The 15,909-nt window shown below is 38.8% G+C and carries 14 protein-coding genes; 6 read left to right on the top strand and 8 right to left on the bottom strand.

The annotated features are described in order from the left end of the window. The first annotated feature begins 39 nt into the window (after positions 1 to 39). The 6 genes from NYP65_RS01790 (at position 40) to NYP65_RS01765 (ending at position 5,858) form a co-directional block, all read left to right on the top strand. Positions 40 to 1,410, top strand: a complete 1,371-nt coding sequence (locus tag NYP65_RS01790) for an ABC transporter permease (RefSeq protein WP_004133232.1) — start codon at positions 40 to 42, stop codon at positions 1,408 to 1,410. A 24-nt stretch (positions 1,411 to 1,434) separates the two neighbouring features. Next, positions 1,435 to 2,835 (top strand): ABC transporter permease, encoded by a 1,401-nt coding sequence (locus NYP65_RS01785; protein ID WP_473410521.1) that lies wholly within the window; start codon positions 1,435 to 1,437, stop codon positions 2,833 to 2,835. 167 nt (positions 2,836 to 3,002) lie between these two features. Then, on the top strand, positions 3,003 to 3,644 hold the full coding sequence (locus NYP65_RS01780; protein ID WP_004133228.1) for an ABC transporter ATP-binding protein: 642 nt from the start codon (positions 3,003 to 3,005) through the stop codon (positions 3,642 to 3,644). A 155-nt stretch (positions 3,645 to 3,799) separates the two neighbouring features. Next, positions 3,800 to 4,264 (top strand): 5-(carboxyamino)imidazole ribonucleotide mutase, encoded by a 465-nt coding sequence (gene purE / locus NYP65_RS01775; protein WP_396230290.1) that lies wholly within the window; start codon positions 3,800 to 3,802, stop codon positions 4,262 to 4,264. Next, the gene (purK, locus tag NYP65_RS01770; protein WP_004133225.1) at positions 4,248 to 5,420 is read left to right on the top strand and encodes a 5-(carboxyamino)imidazole ribonucleotide synthase; all 1,173 of its coding nucleotides are present in this window, start codon (positions 4,248 to 4,250) and stop codon (positions 5,418 to 5,420) included. Before purE ends, purK begins: the two co-directional genes overlap by 17 nt. Before the next feature lie 27 nt (positions 5,421 to 5,447). Continuing rightward, entirely contained in the window at positions 5,448 to 5,858 is a 411-nt protein-coding gene (locus tag NYP65_RS01765) for a Fur family transcriptional regulator (RefSeq protein WP_004130708.1), read from the top strand. 101 nt (positions 5,859 to 5,959) lie between these two features. Here the strand turns inward: NYP65_RS01765 and NYP65_RS01760 are convergent, their stop codons facing one another. The 8 genes from NYP65_RS01760 to NYP65_RS01725 form a co-directional block, all read right to left on the bottom strand. Next, positions 5,960 to 6,241 carry an HU family DNA-binding protein gene (locus NYP65_RS01760; RefSeq protein ID WP_004112617.1) on the bottom strand — a complete coding sequence of 94 codons (282 nt, stop codon included), beginning with the start codon at positions 6,239 to 6,241 and terminating at the stop codon, positions 5,960 to 5,962. A gap of 243 nt (positions 6,242 to 6,484) precedes the next feature. Then, on the bottom strand, positions 6,485 to 8,920 hold the full coding sequence (locus NYP65_RS01755; RefSeq protein ID WP_004133224.1) for a lysylphosphatidylglycerol synthase transmembrane domain-containing protein: 2,436 nt from the start codon (positions 8,918 to 8,920) through the stop codon (positions 6,485 to 6,487). Positions 8,921 to 8,978: 58 nt separating this feature from the next. Further along, complete coding sequence (gene purB, locus NYP65_RS01750) at positions 8,979 to 10,421, bottom strand: adenylosuccinate lyase (RefSeq protein WP_473410520.1); 1,443 nt, start codon at positions 10,419 to 10,421, stop codon at positions 8,979 to 8,981. Between the two features lie 64 nt (positions 10,422 to 10,485). Beyond that, positions 10,486 to 12,093 carry a PGAP1-like alpha/beta domain-containing protein gene (locus NYP65_RS01745; RefSeq protein ID WP_473410519.1) on the bottom strand — a complete coding sequence of 536 codons (1,608 nt, stop codon included), beginning with the start codon at positions 12,091 to 12,093 and terminating at the stop codon, positions 10,486 to 10,488. A gap of 384 nt (positions 12,094 to 12,477) precedes the next feature. Then, a complete protein-coding gene (locus NYP65_RS01740; protein ID WP_032839489.1) occupies positions 12,478 to 13,101 on the bottom strand; it encodes a DUF6466 family protein in 624 nt (207 codons plus the stop codon). Beyond that, the gene (locus NYP65_RS01735) at positions 13,098 to 14,135 is read right to left on the bottom strand and encodes a vWA domain-containing protein (RefSeq protein ID WP_473410518.1); all 1,038 of its coding nucleotides are present in this window, start codon (positions 14,133 to 14,135) and stop codon (positions 13,098 to 13,100) included. Before NYP65_RS01735 ends, NYP65_RS01740 begins: the two co-directional genes overlap by 4 nt. Then, complete coding sequence (locus tag NYP65_RS01730) at positions 14,132 to 15,271, bottom strand: vWA domain-containing protein (protein ID WP_473410773.1); 1,140 nt, start codon at positions 15,269 to 15,271, stop codon at positions 14,132 to 14,134. The genes NYP65_RS01735 and NYP65_RS01730 overlap by 4 nt, the downstream gene beginning before the upstream one ends. A gap of 77 nt (positions 15,272 to 15,348) precedes the next feature. Further along, positions 15,349 to 15,897 (bottom strand): hypothetical protein, encoded by a 549-nt coding sequence (locus tag NYP65_RS01725; protein WP_102705052.1) that lies wholly within the window; start codon positions 15,895 to 15,897, stop codon positions 15,349 to 15,351. Between the last annotated feature and the right edge of the window lie 12 nt (positions 15,898 to 15,909).

Below are 15,909 nucleotides of genomic sequence, written 5' to 3'. Positions count from 1 at the left end.
TACGATTTAACTACAAATGTTCGATGAGGATGGTAGTCAATGACATTTATTTCTCGCGCAATACGCTACGTTTTGAGAAAAAGAGTAAAAACAGCAATAGTGTTTGTAATATTAGCATTGATTTCAACGCTTTTGCTGGCATCTTCTGCAGTTGCGATTGCTGCAGAAAAAGAGGGCAAAAAGGTAGAAGAACAAGCAGAATCTAGTTTTGTTTTAGCAAATAATCCGCAAGTAAATCCTGGAACTCCAAGGGGAGCAGGAACTGTTAAGCCAAGTGATGTTAAAAAAATCGCGTCACTTAAAAACGTTGATTCGTATGTTTTACGTCAAAATGTTACTGCCGATTTAGTTGACGCAAAAGCAGCTAGAATCAAAGGTGTTCAAGACTACGATGCGCGTAGAGAAAAGCAATTCGGCAACGCTGTAAACCTAGAAGGAACAAACTCTTCTAAGGGCTTAAATGCGTTCAAAACAAAGTCAATTCACATGGTTAAAGGTAGAGCTTTGCAAGAATCAGATGAGCATGCTTCCTTAATCCACGAAGATTTAGCAAAACTAAATGGCTTAAAATTAGGGGATTCATTAACGCTCAAAGCAAACCCGTTTGACGCCGATAATCTTAACCACTCTACTGAGCAAGTAAAAACACGCATAGTTGGAATTTACGGCGGAGCTAATAATCGCCCAGTTGCAACGCGTGCAGAATTAACTGCAAATACTGTGTATACAGATTTGAAAACAACAAGAGAGCTTTACAAATATAAGCCTGGAAAAGAGATATATCAGGACGCAAGTTTTAAGGTTAAAAAAGGAGCGGACGCAGACTCTGTGATTGAAGAAGCGTCTAAGCTTCCGATTGATTTGCAAAGCTATCAGATTACTCGAGATGACCAGTTTGTTCAAGGTATGATTGGCGCAGCAAAAGGCGTAAAATCCATGATGAATATAACTGTTGTTGCAGTAAGCACGTTTGCTGTTGTGGCTCTTGGATTGGTTCTTATTCTTTGGATTAATGAGCGTAGAAAAGAAATTGGCGTTCTGACTTCTATTGGCATTAGCAAAGTTTCCCTTGTTTTGCAGCAGCTTTTTGAGCTTGTGTTGCTTGCGATTCCAGCTATTGCAATAGGTTATGGTTTTGCTAGCGCAATATCTCCTTGGTTTAGCGATTGCGCATTAGGTTCGGTAAAAAATTCCGCCGCGCAGCAGCTTAGCTCAATGGGTCAAGCTGGAGGAAACTTGGAATCAAGCATGGCCACTAGAACCTTAGATAAGATTGCTGTTCAAGTTAGCTCCGATTGCTTAATTCAATCGTCATTAATGGTTCTAATGATTATTATTGTTGCGGTTGCGTTGTCTTATCTTCCTATTTTGCGAAAGTCTCCTAGAGATTTGCTTGGAATGCAAAAGTAGTTGGCATGCAAAAGTAGGTGTAAAATGACTCAAATTATAAAAAGATCTTGGCTAGCTATAGTTAGAAAACCAAGACGTAGTGCTATTTTAGCTTTGATTATTACGGTTGTTCTTAGCGCGCTTATTTGCCAAGCGAGTGTTATTGCTTGCGTAAAAAATCTAGAGGATCAAATAACTTCAAACATTGGTTTAGGATTTAGTGTTTACGCAAAAACGCAAGGGCAGACTTTGCCAGAGTCTGATTCTGCTGGCGATTCTGCTGGCGATTCTGCTGGCGATTCTGCTGGCGATTCAGCCAGTGACTCCGTCAGTGATTCTTCTAAACAATCGCAGCAAGATATTCCTCAAGATTTGCAAAAAAACGAGGGAATTCCCGAAAGTCTTATTGCAAAGTTTAAAAAGATTAGTGGAATAAAAACCATTGCAGAAGAAAAAGATGTTTTAGCAAATCCTGTTAACGCTAAAATTGTAGCGCCAATAAATGGTCCGCGTTTAGACAATGATGGAATGTTTTCGCTTGTTTCCATAACGGGAACAACTAAATCACAGTTAGCGCAGGGATTCCAAGAAGGATTATATAAGCTTGAGGAAGGCAGTCATATTGATTCTTCGGTTGCTGGCGACTTTAAGCGCGCGAAATCTGCAATAATTCACAAGAGCTTTGCTAAACAAAATAATCTTAAACTCGGGTCTGTTTTAACTCTAAAACAAGGCAGCAAAAGCGTTAATCTTAAGGTTGTTGGCATTTTTTCTGGCAAGATGCAAACAAAGGGTGCGCTTCCTTCCGACTCTTCCGAAAATCGCGTAATAACTGATTTAGAATCCGCTCTTTACTTGTTTGGAAGTAAAAATCGCAGTTCTATAAAGTGCGTTATGCAAAATTCAAATAATCTAGAAAAAGCTTTAAAAGAAGCCAATAAAATCGCTAAAGACTATGGCAACGGCATGCTTTCTGTAGAAAATAATGCGCAAAGATTTGCCTCCGTTCTTCAATCCGTAAAAACAGTTAAGCAATTAGTAACAATGATTTTAATGTGTCTTGCATTAGTCGGAATCATAGTGCTTGGCTTAGTTCTTGTTTTTTGGGTTCGAGGAAGGATTCACGAAGTTGGCGTTCTAATGGCAATTGGTGTAGAAAAACGTGTTATAGCTTTGCAAATGATTATAGAAGTTTTTATAATATCCGCATTTTGCTCGCTGGCGTCTACTGCGATTAGTGCTGCAATATCGTCTAGTGTTGGATCAGTGCTATTGGAAAATGTTGCAAATGGTGCAATTACATACTCGCCAAATCAGTCTTTGCTAACTGGCCAAACAGCGTTTTCTATTCTTTTAGGATTCGCTATAGCGTTTGCGTCTCTATGCATTGCATTTGTGCCAATAATGCTTAAAAAGCCGCGTTCTATACTCAGCTCAATTAGTTAGAGGAGATTAAAGTGGCGTATTTTTATGCACATAACGCTTGCGATTAGTGAGCAGAACAAGTGAATATGCCGAAGTAAGCATAAAAATAATAAGTAGATTTATAACACAGATTTATAAAAAATATAGATTCATAAAATATAGAGACTAATAGAATATTGGAGTTTATTATGACAACTTTATTAAAACTAAACAACGTTGATTACTCTTATGGAGCGACTCATATTGCGGTTCTTAAAAATGTTAATGCAGATTTTGAAGCTGGGAAAATCTATAGCATAACGGGGCCATCGGGAGCTGGAAAATCCACCATGTTATCTCTTCTAGCTGGTTTAGACTCGCCAACAAGTGGAGCAGTATTGTTTAACGGTCAAGATATTTCCAAGAATGGCGGTTATGCTAATCATCGTAAGAATAATGTTTCCTTAGTTTTTCAGAGTTTTAATCTAATCGACTATTTGACTCCTGTAGAAAACTTGCGTCTTGTTAGCCCAAAGGCGGATTCTACGATTCTTAAAGAGCTGGGTCTTAGTGAAGACGAGTCCACTAGAAATATAACAAAGCTTTCTGGAGGCCAGCAGCAGCGCGTAGCTATTGCGCGAGCGCTTGTATCTTCTGCGCCTGTTATTCTTGCCGATGAGCCAACAGGTAGCTTGGATCCAAACACAACTAAAGAAGTTATAGCAATCTTAAAAGATGCAGCTCATAAACGCGGAAAATGCGTGATTGTTGTAACGCATTCTAGCGATGTTGCGGCTGCTGCAGACGTAAAATATGTTCTTAAAAATAAGCAGCTAATAAAAAAGCAATAAAACATTAATAAAACACTAATTATTAGCCATTTTTCCGTGCTTATGCGTAAAGTAAAACTTGCGTATAAACTTTGCGCATAAGCCGCGTATTTACGCATATACGGGAGGTTGTTGTGGCAGATATTTTAGATTCAAAACCTGTTGTGGCGGTTGTTATGGGCTCTTCTAGCGATTGGGAAACAATGTGCCATGCATGCGAAATCTTAGAAAGATTTAGAGTGCCGTATATGAAGCAAGTTATTTCTGCACATCGCACTCCAGAACTTATGGCAGATTTTGCGCATAGTGCTAGAAAAAACGGTTTTCGCGTGATTATTGCTGGTGCTGGTGGAGCTGCACACTTGCCAGGTATGATTGCTGCTCAAACAACGCTTCCAGTTGTTGGTGTTCCTGTAAAATCCCATGCTCTTTCGGGCTGGGATTCTTTGCTTTCTATAGTGCAAATGCCTGGCGGAATTCCAGTTGCAACAACCGCTGTTGGCAATTCTGGCGCTACAAACGCGGGCTTGCTTGCTGTAAGCATGCTTAGCACAACAGATAGTCGCCTAGAAAAAGAACTTGAAGAATACCGCAAAGAATTAAAAAAGAAGGTTGAGGAATCTAATGCCGAGCTTATGTGAAGCAACTAATGGTGCTGTAAAGTGCTTAATGCCAGGGGCAACTATTGGAATTATAGGCGGCGGTCAGCTTGGTCGCATGATGGCGATTGCTGCTAGAAGAATGGGCTTTAGAATCGGCGTTTTAGACCCAGCGCATAATTGCCCAGTGTTCCAAGTTGCGGATTTTCAAGTTGAAGCAGAATACGACGATTTAGAAGCCTTAAAAAAGCTTGCTAAAAGTTGCGATGTGCTTACGTACGAATTTGAAAACGTAAACGCAGATGCTTTAGATAGTGTGCGCGATTTAGTTGCTGTTCCTCAGGGAACCGACTTATTGCGAGTTACGCAAGACCGTGTTTTTGAAAAAAGCTTTATTAACAATCACGGTATTGAAACTGCTAAATGGTGTGAAGTCAACAATTTAGACGATTTAGATAAAGCAATCGAAGAAATCGGGCTTCCTGCAATTCTTAAAACGCGCAGAGGTGGTTACGATGGCCACGGTCAAGACGTTTTGCGCACTCAAGAAGACGTTGATAATGTTCGTAATCGCTTAGAAAATGGCCAAGAGATGCCGCCTTCTATTCTCGAAGGTTTTGTTGACTTTGCTTTTGAAGCATCAATTCTTGTTTCGGGAAATGGAAGCGAATTTGTGACTTATCCGCTTGTAAAAAACGTGCATCACAATAGCATTTTGCACATGACTTTGGCTCCTGCAAATGTTGATACTAAGATTCAAGAAGATGCGCATAGCTTAGCGCTTAGGTTGGCTCAAGGCTTTAAGCTTGCTGGAACGCTTGGAATAGAGCTGTTTATTACTAAAGATAATCGCGTAGTAGTAAATGAGCTTGCGCCGCGCCCGCATAATTCGGGTCATTACACGATTGAAGCTTGCGATATGGATCAGTTTGAAGCTCATGTTAGAGGCATTGTTGGATGGCCTCTAAAAGAGCCTAAGCTGCTTTCTGCAGCCGTAATGGTTAATGTTTTAGGCCAGCATGTTGCGCCTACTCGCGCTCTTATTGCGGAGCATCCAGAATGGCATGTTCACGATTACGGCAAGGCGGAGATTCGTAAGAATCGCAAAATGGGTCATATTACTGTTCTTTGCAATAATCCTGTTGAGGAAGCCAATATGTTAGACTCTACAGGTTGTTGGGATGACGAGCTTGATTAAAAGTTTTTTGCGGCGAAAGGTTAAATAATGGTTGGTGAGCCAATACGTAGAAACACTAAGCAAAAGGAAACAGTTCTTGAGCATTTAAGAGCTTCGCGTAATTTTGTTTCTGCTCAAAATTTACATCGCGCGCTTGTGGAAGATGGCGAAATCATTGGGCTTGCAACCGTTTATCGCCAGCTTAATACGCTTGCACAAAGCGGAGATGTTGATACTGTGCGTTTTAATGGTCAGCAGCTTTTTAGGATTTGTGACGAAAACACGCATCATCATCATCTTGTGTGCGAAAAGTGCGGCAAAACTGTAGATATAGAGCCTCCAGACGATGAAGGTTGGATTCATAAGATTGCTGAATCTCATGGATACACGGTTATAGACCACACTTTGGAAGTGTTTGGGCTGTGCAAAGATTGCAATAGTGAGAAACTAGAGCACTAAGTTAGAGCGCATAAAACACAGCGCATAAAACAAAAGAACGAGGAACAAATCCAACATTGGGATGTTCCTCGTTCTTGTAAGTCTACGCTTAAAGGTTCAACCTACTCAGTAACAGCCTTCTTAAGCAAAGAACCAGCAGAGATTCTAACACCGTAAGATGCAGGAATCTTAATGGTTTCGCCAGTACGTGGGTTGCGGCCAGTACGCTCTGCGCGCTTTACGCGCTCAGCGGAGAACAGACCAGTGAGCTTCAATCCTTCGCCAGACTGCAAAGCCTCAACGAACACATCCTGGAATGCGTTGACAGCGGCCTCGGCCTGTGCCTTGGTAAGGTTGGACTTCTGAGCGATCTTCGAAACGAGATCAGACTTGTTGTATGCCATACAAGCATCCTTTGTGTTAGGGGCCTTCTCTTCCAAAGACCACTTTCATTCATAGATATTAGTACATTTTCCCTACAAATGCGCGGTTTTTCAGCGTTTTATTAAGATTTTTTTACGATTTTTTACTTTTTTTAGTGAATAAAGTGTATAAAAACCGCAAAAATGCCTTATATAGGCGTATTTATGCGGTTTTTAACTAAATATATTCTTTTTTTAACTCGTTAAATTTACACTAATTTGTTATTAGATTAATCCCTTATTGCTAAGACTTTTCATTGCAAAAGCGCCGATTGGTATTCGTAACCAATAGAACATAAGACGGTAAAGAAGAGTTGCAGATAATGCGATTGTTGGAGGAACGCCAACTGAAGTGAATGCAAAAGTCAAAGATGCTTCAACAGCTCCCAATCCGCCAGGCGTTGGAACAGCAGATCCAGCAGTGTTTGCTACTAAGAACAGAAGGACTGTTTCCCAAGGGTTTGCGTAGTATCCAAATGCCAAAAGAGCAATCCAATATCCTAGTCCTGTTGCAAAAACAAGAATCAAACCGCCCAAAGTGCCGTTAAAAAGCTGTTTTGGTTTAGTTACAAGTTCTTTTATCTGTTTGCCATAATCGGAAAGAATAGGAAGATATTTTTTGCGTATAAATTTGCGAATAGGAGTAATCGCCATAAACGCGCATAGGATTATAGTAACAATTCCTATTACTGTAATAAGCATATGCGTAGGAATCATTCCAGATAGAAGGTTTTTACCAGTAAAAATTCCAACGCTAAATATAACAAGAGCGGTTACTAGCGATTGCAAAAGCCATACTGCGCTTGTAATCGCTGTTGCTTGAGACGTTGAACTACCATTTTTCTTTATAAGTTGCATGTTTACAAACGCAGGCCCTACTCCAGCTGGCATAGACACGGCAGTAAAGCCCGAAGCTGCTTGAGATGTAAATAAAACACCAGCATTTGGCTTTGAATCATCCATAAAAGACCCGAGTGTAATAGAAGACCCAACCCAAGCAAGCATGCTGCACGCAAAGCAAGCAAAGACCATCACGCTATCTGCTTTTTTAAGCGCAAAAATAAATTCTTGCGGATGCCATTGAGTAGCAATAGCCGAAATTGCAGCAATAATGAGGATTAAGCTAACAAAGAATCGAATATTAAAGCGCGCTAAGCGTACAGTGTCGTAGTCTTCTTCGTTGTTAAGAGCGCAAACTTTTTTACTAATCTCATTTTTAAGATCTTCAAAAAGTTTTTTATTGCAAGAAGAAAGTGACCTTGCAGATGCTGGAACAGCTGCTTTTTGAATAAATGGAAGTATTTGCGCAACCTTATATGCGCCCCAAACGTTTATTGCTGACTCAACAGCAGTTTTTGCATCAATGCAAGACGCGATTATTGTTAAAAGTTGAACTTTATCTAAAGCAATATTAGTTGAATCACTAGCAACATCGCCATTTTGCCAACCTGCAATTAGGGGAGTTCCATCTTCTAGTCGCGCAAGCGATTCGGGGCCTATTCTTCTGTGCGTAATACCTCTAGAGTTTGCAATATCAAGATATTGCATAAGTCTTTGAGCATCTTTAGCTGTAAGTGTGTTTAGATTGCAAGGAACAAGAACATTACTAGTATGAAATACCATTATTGATGATTTTTCTAGATCTGTTACCCCATACACGTTTGCTGTTGCAAGATGCAAGTTTCTAAGAGCAAGTAGCATAGAAAGATGGTGGTGTATTGAGTGTCTTGCAGAGCGGTCTCGTCTAACTGGAATGTCAATTAGCTTAACCCATTGCCATAGCTGATTTAGATACCCAGGCAAATGCACTTGATTATCTAATACAGATATAACGTATCTTGTTCCGTGAATATCAATCGCATCGTATAGCCTTGAATTTTCAATCAAATCGTCGTCAAGACTAGACTTAAGAACTCCACTATGGTCGGTTGTTAGTGTTCTTCTATTAAGCTGAACAAGATGCGTAATGCCAATGTTTTCTAGTGCTTCAACAATATCTTTGCCCCACGCTCCTTTGCTTTGTGTTCCCTTAATAAACCGAATTAGTGTTCCAAAAGAGCGCCCAATGCACCAAGATGTTAATGCGCCTGCTAGCGAATGCCAAGAAGTTACGATTAATATTGGAGAAGCAATTAGCAGCGCTTGCCAAGAGAGTTTTACGATTTTGTTATCTCTTCTAGGTCCGCTAACAGTTAGAAAAGCAACCAAAACCGCGTACATGTCTGGCAATAATTCTGTGCCATGACTATTGGAAATCGAATTAAGAGATGCGAATATCGAAGGATTGTTTAGCGTTGTAAGAATGTAGGAAATGTACCATACAAGCGGATACGTTAAAAGCAAAGTTATTGTTGAAAGCGCTGTATTAATCCATTTTTTCGAATCGATCATTGATACGATTACGCCAGCAACAATTGCGATTGTAAGCGCTTGCTGAAAAAGAGAAGACGGCAGTCCTTTTACAATCCACTCAATAATCTTCCCAGCATTTTTTGCATCGTGCTCTACGCCTGCTGTTGTTCCCGAAAAACACGTTGCAAATAACACTACTGCTGTAGCTACGCCAGCAGATACGATTGAGTAAATCAAGTCTGCCCAATTGCGAACTAGCTTAGGCTCAACGTCGTTAATAACTAAATCATCTTTTACTTGCGATTGCATAGTACACCGTTTATTTATTAATAGTTATTAATGTTTAATAAGTTATTGAACAAAATAGTTATTGAATAAAATCCACCAAACGTGATGCAATTCCAGTATAAGATTCTGGAGTAAGATTTTTTAGCCTATTTGCAGTCTGAGCATCGAAGTTTCTAGAAGATATAAAATCTTCAACATCTTGTCTAGAAATACTATGACCACGCATAAGCTCTTTAACTTGCTCGTACGGTTTTTCCATTCCTTCTACGCCAGCAATTTCTTGAGCGCGCATAGCAGTTTGGATTGGCTCTCCAAGAACTTCCCAATTGCTATTAAGCTCTTCGCTCATCATTTGCGTGTTTGGATGAATCGACTTTAAGCCGCCAAGAAGATTGTTCAAAGCAAGAAGAGCGTAGCCAAATGCGGAGCCAACGTTTCTTTGAGTAGTGGAATCTGTTAAATCGCGCTGCCATCGGCTTTCGGTAAGCGTTGCACGAAGTGTGTCGAAAAGTGCGCAAGAAATCTCTAGATTTGCTTCCGCGTTTTCAAATCGAATAGGGTTAACTTTGTGAGGCATTGTGGAAGACCCAGTAGCACCTTTAACAGGAACTTGCACAAAAACGCCGCGAGAAATGTACATCCACACGTCTACAGCAAGATTGTGAAGAATGTGATTAATGTGACTTACAGTGCTATAAAGTTCCGCTTGCCAATCGTGGCTTTCGATTTGCGTTGTAAGAGGATTAAAGCAAAGCCCCATTCTGTTTTCTACGAATTCTTTAGAAACGCTAAGCCAATCAACATTAGGGAAAGCAGCAAGATGAGCACCAAAAGTTCCGGTAGCACCATTTATCTTTCCAAGATACTCTTGGGAGTTAAGGTGTTTTAGCTGGCGATTTAGCCTATAAACAAACACAGCAAGTTCTTTGCCTAAAGTTGTAGGAGTTGCAGGCTGGCCGTGAGTGAGCGATAGCATTGGCATATCTCTATACTCTTGCGCTTTTTGAGTCAAGTAATCAACAATAGCTTGCAAATTTGGCATATACACGTTTTCAACAGCGTTTTTTACGCAACGAGCTATAGAAAGATTGTTTATATCTTCGCTTGTGCAAGCAAAATGAACCAATGTTTTAAGATTGCTAAGCTGGGTTTTATGCCCTAATACTTGCTCTGCTTTGTCTAACTCGTCGTCAATATAGTATTCAACAGCTTTAACGTCGTGATGCGTAACAGCTTCGTGAGCAGCAAGGCGTTTTATGCCTTCTGCTCCAAAGTTTTCTGGGATTGCGCGCAAATAATCGCATTCCTCGTCTGTTAAAGGCTTTACGCCATCTACAATCGTCTTAAAACCGTTTCCTTTATAACCGTTTGCTAGAAGAATCATCCATTCAACTTCTACACGCATGCGCTCGCGATTTAATGCTGGTTCGCTTAAATATTCTACAAGGCTTGCGGTTTGGTTGTGGTATCTTCCATCTAGAGGAGTTAAAGCAATAGCAGGGCAAATATCAGTAAGCTTCATACCTTAAAGGTTACAGCATGGCATGAAACTACTAACTTTTGAGCGTTGCTATTTTACTTTTGTGCTAGTGCTGCATAACTCCTTGCCATAACGTTGTTTCTTCTAATTTTCCGCTTAATATCTTATTAAAATGCGATTCTTGAGTTCTAATTTCTTTAGACGCAAGTTGGTGAGCATCCGCATATGCTGCTTGATGATAGTTCAAATCGTGCGTGAGTGTTCCTTCTTCTGGCACATTTTTTACTAATATTCCGTCTTTTTCAAAAATATTTTTTGGTCTGCGATTTATGTTGCCAATCTTATTACGATTTTGTTTAGAGACATTTTCCTCATCTTCTTTTTTTCTTTTATTTCTATTAACGCTTTTACTTGCAACTGCGTGAATCGTAACCCAATTATTTCTGCTCGGATTACTTGCTCCGTCTAATGTTGGAACAAGTTCATCTTCCATTTCTATGCTCGTAACCCAAGTTTTGCTTGGAATTGCGTGATTTGCTATTGGAGACCCAGCAGTTACAACGTGTTTTATGTTGTATTGTTTTGAATAGTCGCTAGCAATTCCTGCAGCTACAATTCCGCCTTGAGAATGTCCAAGAAGAACAACGCTATCGTTTGGTTTAATGCCGCTTTTCTTCATTGCTTCTACAACCATTCTTGTGCTGTCTGCGTTCATTCTTACGCTTCTAGAACTACTCATAACCTCTGCATTTTGAGGCCATCCAAAAGGAGACTTTGGCTTACCGTCTGTTCCAGGTATTGTAACAAGCCAAGACGTGCTACCGTCTTTTTGCCTAAAACGTTGAATTGCGATTGTTGCAGCATCTGGATTCGTTTTTGGCGGGTGCACAGAAAGATTGCCACTAGAAAGGTTGTTAAGATTTTCAAGCGCTTGACCAATATTATTTCCTTTATAGAGAAATATTTTAGATTGAGCGTTTTTAGGCAAAACTAATTTTGTTACTTTAAGATTGTTCCCTTGGTTCGCATCGTTGATTTTTGAGCTAAACATGCTTAATGCGCTTGCAAAAGTAGAAACTGGTGCTTTTGAATGTTTTACATCGTTCTTTTCTTGAATGCTAGAAAAAAGACGGATAGGGATTCCAGTTACGGGGTTTATTAGAAAATGTTTAGAAAAGCCTCTAATAAATCCTTGCTGAATAGGAGATGTTGCGTGGCTCCACTTAGAAAAGTTTTTCATGCCACTTTTCTGAGTCATGTCTAAAATCGCGCTGAATCCTACGCTTGCAAAGAATGGTACTGCAGTAATAGGGAAGATGGTAGTTCCAATCGAAACAAGGTTATCTAAGGTTTCTCTATTTTTGTATTCTGCTTGAGAATATAAGTTATTTGCTCTGACTATTAGAGTTGCTAATTCACTAAGATTGTTAGACATTGATTCGCATTGGCTTGACTTTATTCTGCATTCGTTAGAATCAGGCAAGTTTTGCAAAGTAGATTGGTAAAAATCTTTGTTAAAACAGTTGTTTTGGTTTTGTACAAGAGCTGCTTTTTGGCTTTCGATTTGCATTGCGGTTTGCATCCAACAAGCACTTAGCGAATGAAAATCGTTTGATAGTTCGCTAAGTCGTGCAGCTTTTGTTCTATACGCGTTAGAATCAGCAACGCTAAGAGGTTCGCCGCCAGTTATTGTGGATTTTACTCTCCAAGGCATTATTTACCTCCATAGTTAAGCATCGATCTAAAAGTAGAATTAGCGTTAAAAAAATCACAGTCAACAAAACTAGTGTTAACGCAGCTTATTTGGCATGCTTGTCTAGCAGTTTTAGCCATCTCTTCGTTAAACGCGTTTGCGGCTCTTCCGTGCCAGTCTTTAAGAGTGTTGGAGTGTGCTTCGCTAAGCACGCTGTTAGAGCATTGTTCTGTTCTTTCTAACAGCCATTGGTAGTTGTTAAATATGTGCATACAAACATTACACACAATGTTTTTCAAATAGTCACGAAAATTCTTGCAATGTGGTTAAAGGCTATAAGCCTTGAAATATAAGGCTTTTGTGTTTTTGATTTATTTTTTATTTTGATTTTATTTTTATCGCAATCTACCAAGGCTTATTACTGGAATCTTCTTTTTTAGAAGACTTAGTTTTTTCATTCTTGTTTGATTCGTCTTTAGTGGAATCATCGCTATTTTGATCTGATTGATTTTGCGAATTTTGGCTAGAATCGCTTTGATTATTTTGCTTTAGCAAGTCTTGAATCTTACTTTTTTGAGAATTGCTTAAGCTTGATTTATTAGATTTTTCTTGCGCTTTGTTAAGCATATTTTTGCGATTATTTTGGCTTGTTTGCGCATTAGAATCCGTATCTTTTTTATCTTGGTTAAGCTGGTTTTGCAAGCTTTTAGTAAGCTCTTTAGATATTATTGCGTTATGATTAATGCTCTTTAATAAGTGTGGCATTAAAATTGTGTAAGGCGATTTTGCTTCGTTAAATTGGTCATCAACTTGCTTTTGAGAAACAACCAACGTTTCTTTATCTGCATCAACCTTCTTCGATGCTTTTATGTTGTTTATAAGACTTTTTGTAGCAGCATTATACGTTGATTCTGCTTTAAGATTAGTTGCAATTAAATAGATTGAGACCATGCATAGAAATATAACAATAGAAGATATTGCAATAATAGAAAATCTTAGGAACGACTTAGGTGTGATTTTGCTAATCATATAAGCTTCCTCGACTTTGTAATCCAGCATGCCAATTCCCAAAGAATTAATACACTTGCAAGAATAGCAAACGGCCAAACGATTGGCTCAGGCCTAAGCCTTGGTTTAACAGTGTTGTTTTGTCTCCATTGCTTAGAAAGAATTTGCTTTGCTTCTATGCCAATAGAATGGTCTTTACTAGAATCAATATATTTTCCGCTAAGCTCGTCTGCAATATTCTTAAGATTTTTTGAATCCATTTTAGATATTCCAGGCTTTTTTGTAGAAGGGTCAATAACCCATTTTTCAGACTGTTTTATAGAAGAATCAGTTACATTAATATCGTCTAAATTATCTAACTTAGTGCTTTTATTTGGTATTTTTCCGCCATTTTTAGAGCCAACACCAATTACGTAAGCATGCTTTATGTAGCCGCGCAAAGATGAGAATGTTCTGCGCTTTCTGCTAGTGGTTTCTTCGCCATCGCTAATCAAATACAAAACAGTAACATCTTGCGGATGAGCGTCGTGAATCGCTTTAGTGGCAAGAAGAGTTTTATCTAAAGGCGCGTCTAAGCTCGTTCCATTTGAAACTCCAATAGGCTCTGTGTTAATAGTGTTAACCCAATTTTCAATGGCATTTGCGTCTGGAGTTAGAGGAACGTCAACACTAGAAGATGCTCCAAATCTGATTGCGCTAAAGCTTGCGTTTGCGTAATTATTCGTTACTTGCTTTATTATTTGCTTTGCGCTGTTAAACCTAGTAGTGAGATTGTTGTTTAAGTCTTTAGAATCATTAACGTTCATAGAACCAGTAACATCTAAAACAAATATTACGTTTGTAGCGTTAAGAGAGCGTTGAAAAGTGCTTTTCATAATGCATGGGCATAATGCGCAAATCGCAAGCAAAACGCATATTAAAACTCTGCGAACACGCATATAAACAGTTTCATCTGTGCTATAAGAGTTGCGTTTTAGAGGGAAAATCTCGAATAGTGCTAAAACAGCAAGAATTGCAATTAAGATTAACGAAATCCAACTAAAATATATTCTCATCGTTTTATCCTTCTTGCAAAAATAAGCCAAAGAGACACAAAAATAACCGCCAAAATTGTTGCAATACTAGGGTCATCGCTTAAAGCTGATTGAGATGAATCATTTGGAACACTTGTATGCTGTTGCTCGATTTTACGAACCAAAGCCATTACAGAATCAGCGTTATGTTGCGTTAAGAAAATGCCTCCGTTTTGAGTAATTAGATCACGCATTTGCCTAGTGGTTGCCTCGTTTTCGCTTTGAGCAGACCCAGAATACAATCCGTCAACTTGAATATTCGCTTGTTTTGTTAAATCCAAAGCTGCTTTAAGCGAATAAGACGGCTTTCCAGAAACAACATTGTCTGTTGCTAAAACAATAGAAGCACTACGATTAAGGCGATTATGAGGCTTTTTAGAATTGTTAGAAGAGCCGTAAACAACTCCAGGAATCATTGCAGCACAACTAACAAGACCATCTCCGATTAAAGACGTTGCTTCTTTTCGATTTTGAGTTCCATCAAGCCATGTAGAAATTTGCTGATACTGCTTTTGTTGCATATTGTCGATTTTGTCTTGAGTTTGAACTCCATCCAAGAGTTTAGAAGCGTATTGCAATTGCTTTTTAACAAGCGAATAATCGTCTGTTAGTGGAAAAACAGTTCTAGACGTTGAGTTAAAAATACTCAAGCCAATCTGCTCGCCTTGAAAATGCTCAACAAATTTTAAGTAAGCGTTAATAACTTCTAAATCGTAGGGAAGAGTGGAGCCAGAAACGTCTAAACAAAGCACAATATCTCTAGAACTCGATTGCTCGTTTGCGTCTAAAACTCTAGAAGGCCTAGAGCTTAGAATTAGCGTGCATAAAAGAGCAAGAGAAAGCATTAACGCGCATATTCTTCGCAAAATATTCCATAATCGCCATCTTCTTGAGCATATGCTTCCTTTAAGGTCTTCGTCTAAAGAAAAAGACGTTAAAAAGCTTGTTTCTAGTATTTTGGAAGATTTAATTTTGTAGTTTTTAGAATTACGTTTTTTAATCTCACTTATTGCAAACGCTGATATTGCAACGATTACGCTTATTAAAACGCCAAAAACAAAGATTAGCGGCCATTTTAATCGCATTGAAAATAGTGTTGAAGCAAATATTTTGCTCATTTCTAAATTAGGTATTGCCAAATTATGCATTGCAAAATTATGTATTGCAAAAGTGCATGTGCTTAAAGTGGAGAATGTCATTTTTTATTCTCCTTTGGCTTATTTTCCTTTGTTTTCCAACTTTCAAGAAGAATAAGAACCCATCTTGCGCCTTGATCAACATCCGTATTTTTAGCTTGATTATTATATTTAGTATCTGCAAATTCAGGAGGGTATAGTGCTGCAATCGTTTGACGCAATAAGTCTGCTCCATGCGTGTTCTTCCAAGAGTTTCTAAACGAACTTATGTCTGAAAGGGTATGTGATTTAATGTTTTCGCCACTGATTATTGAAACGTATTGTCTTGCAATTTGAGCTAATTTTGCAAAAGCTTGATCTTTTTTAATTTTGTTTTGGTTGTATTCAGCTACAACTTGCTCGATTTTTTTACGCCATTCTTGCTTATTTGCATTTAGAATATGAGCAGCATTTTTTACATCTTTTTTAGCATTAACTTTAGGATTGATTTTGCATATAGCAAAGTAGAGCATTGCGCTTGCTAAAAGTGCCACTATTATGCTTAAACCAATAAAAGCAAGTAGCATTGTTTCGTCGTTTAGAACCTTTTGAACATTAAGAATACTCACTGATTACACCAA

Source organism: Gardnerella sp. c12Ub_1 (assembly GCF_055804375.1).
Note: the sequence above shows the minus strand (reverse complement) of the source record. Positions and strands in the feature narration are given on the sequence as shown.

What these genes read in the sequence shown, in the direction of transcription:
- NYP65_RS01790 (WP_004133232.1), top strand. Translation starts at nt 40, where the DNA reads ATGACATTTATTTCTCGCGCAATACGCTACGTTTTGAGAAAAAGAGTA.
- NYP65_RS01785 (WP_473410521.1), top strand. Translation starts at nt 1,435, where the DNA reads ATGACTCAAATTATAAAAAGATCTTGGCTAGCTATAGTTAGAAAACCA.
- NYP65_RS01780 (WP_004133228.1), top strand. Translation starts at nt 3,003, where the DNA reads ATGACAACTTTATTAAAACTAAACAACGTTGATTACTCTTATGGAGCG.
- purE (WP_396230290.1), top strand. Translation starts at nt 3,800, where the DNA reads ATGGGCTCTTCTAGCGATTGGGAAACAATGTGCCATGCATGCGAAATC.
- purK (WP_004133225.1), top strand. Translation starts at nt 4,248, where the DNA reads ATGCCGAGCTTATGTGAAGCAACTAATGGTGCTGTAAAGTGCTTAATG.
- NYP65_RS01765 (WP_004130708.1), top strand. Translation starts at nt 5,448, where the DNA reads ATGGTTGGTGAGCCAATACGTAGAAACACTAAGCAAAAGGAAACAGTT.
- NYP65_RS01760 (WP_004112617.1), bottom strand. Translation starts at nt 6,241, where the DNA reads ATGGCATACAACAAGTCTGATCTCGTTTCGAAGATCGCTCAGAAGTCC.
- NYP65_RS01755 (WP_004133224.1), bottom strand. Translation starts at nt 8,920, where the DNA reads ATGCAATCGCAAGTAAAAGATGATTTAGTTATTAACGACGTTGAGCCT.
- purB (WP_473410520.1), bottom strand. Translation starts at nt 10,421, where the DNA reads ATGAAGCTTACTGATATTTGCCCTGCTATTGCTTTAACTCCTCTAGAT.
- NYP65_RS01745 (WP_473410519.1), bottom strand. Translation starts at nt 12,093, where the DNA reads ATGCCTTGGAGAGTAAAATCCACAATAACTGGCGGCGAACCTCTTAGC.
- NYP65_RS01740 (WP_032839489.1), bottom strand. Translation starts at nt 13,101, where the DNA reads ATGATTAGCAAAATCACACCTAAGTCGTTCCTAAGATTTTCTATTATT.
- NYP65_RS01735 (WP_473410518.1), bottom strand. Translation starts at nt 14,135, where the DNA reads ATGAGAATATATTTTAGTTGGATTTCGTTAATCTTAATTGCAATTCTT.
- NYP65_RS01730 (WP_473410773.1), bottom strand. Translation starts at nt 15,271, where the DNA reads ATGAGCAAAATATTTGCTTCAACACTATTTTCAATGCGATTAAAATGG.